General features: G+C 57.8%; 1 protein-coding gene. It reads right to left on the bottom strand.

Features of this window, described 5'->3' with window-relative positions; translation table 11 throughout:
* Positions 1-362 (bottom strand): DUF222 domain-containing protein (locus ABD798_RS37135; RefSeq protein WP_344886348.1); only part of this gene is annotated, 362 nt, incomplete at its 3' end.
* Positions 363-510: the final 148 nt, after the last annotated feature.

Below are 510 nucleotides of genomic sequence, written 5' to 3'. Positions count from 1 at the left end.
GAGGTGTAGGTGCGGGTGGGGGCGTACTCCAGCAGATTCTCCTCGGCGATCGAGGTCTGCGGCTCCTTCAGGATGCGGATCTGATCCACGATCAACAACGCCTTGCTCTCATCGATCTTCCCGGCCGCCAGGGCTGCAAGCACCCGGGGCCGTTCGGTCAGCTCGGAGGCGTTGGACAGGATGCGGTCAGCGCCACGTCGGGAGATGTGCAGGGCGCAGGCAATCTCATTCTGGACGAACCAGTAATCACGATCGTCAGCAGCGTTGTGGAATGTGATCAAGGCTGTGGCGAGTTCCGCTTTCGCATGACACAGAGCGGCTTGTTTCGCCTCAACCTCGACAAGAAGTTCATCGAGGGTCATACCTCCAATTCTACCCGCAAATAATAGTGGATCATGGCTCTAAAGAATGAATTCCCAGGCGTCCACAACCCCGAAAACGCAACCCCCACCAAACGTAAGGCGCAAGACATACCGAGGCTTTACCTGGGGTGCGCGTGCCATACGCTTC

Origin of the sequence: Allokutzneria multivorans (genome assembly GCF_039537405.1) — a bacterium.
Lineage (GTDB): Bacteria > Actinomycetota > Actinomycetes > Mycobacteriales > Pseudonocardiaceae > Allokutzneria > Allokutzneria multivorans.
This window is presented reverse-complemented; position numbering and strand designations above follow the sequence as displayed.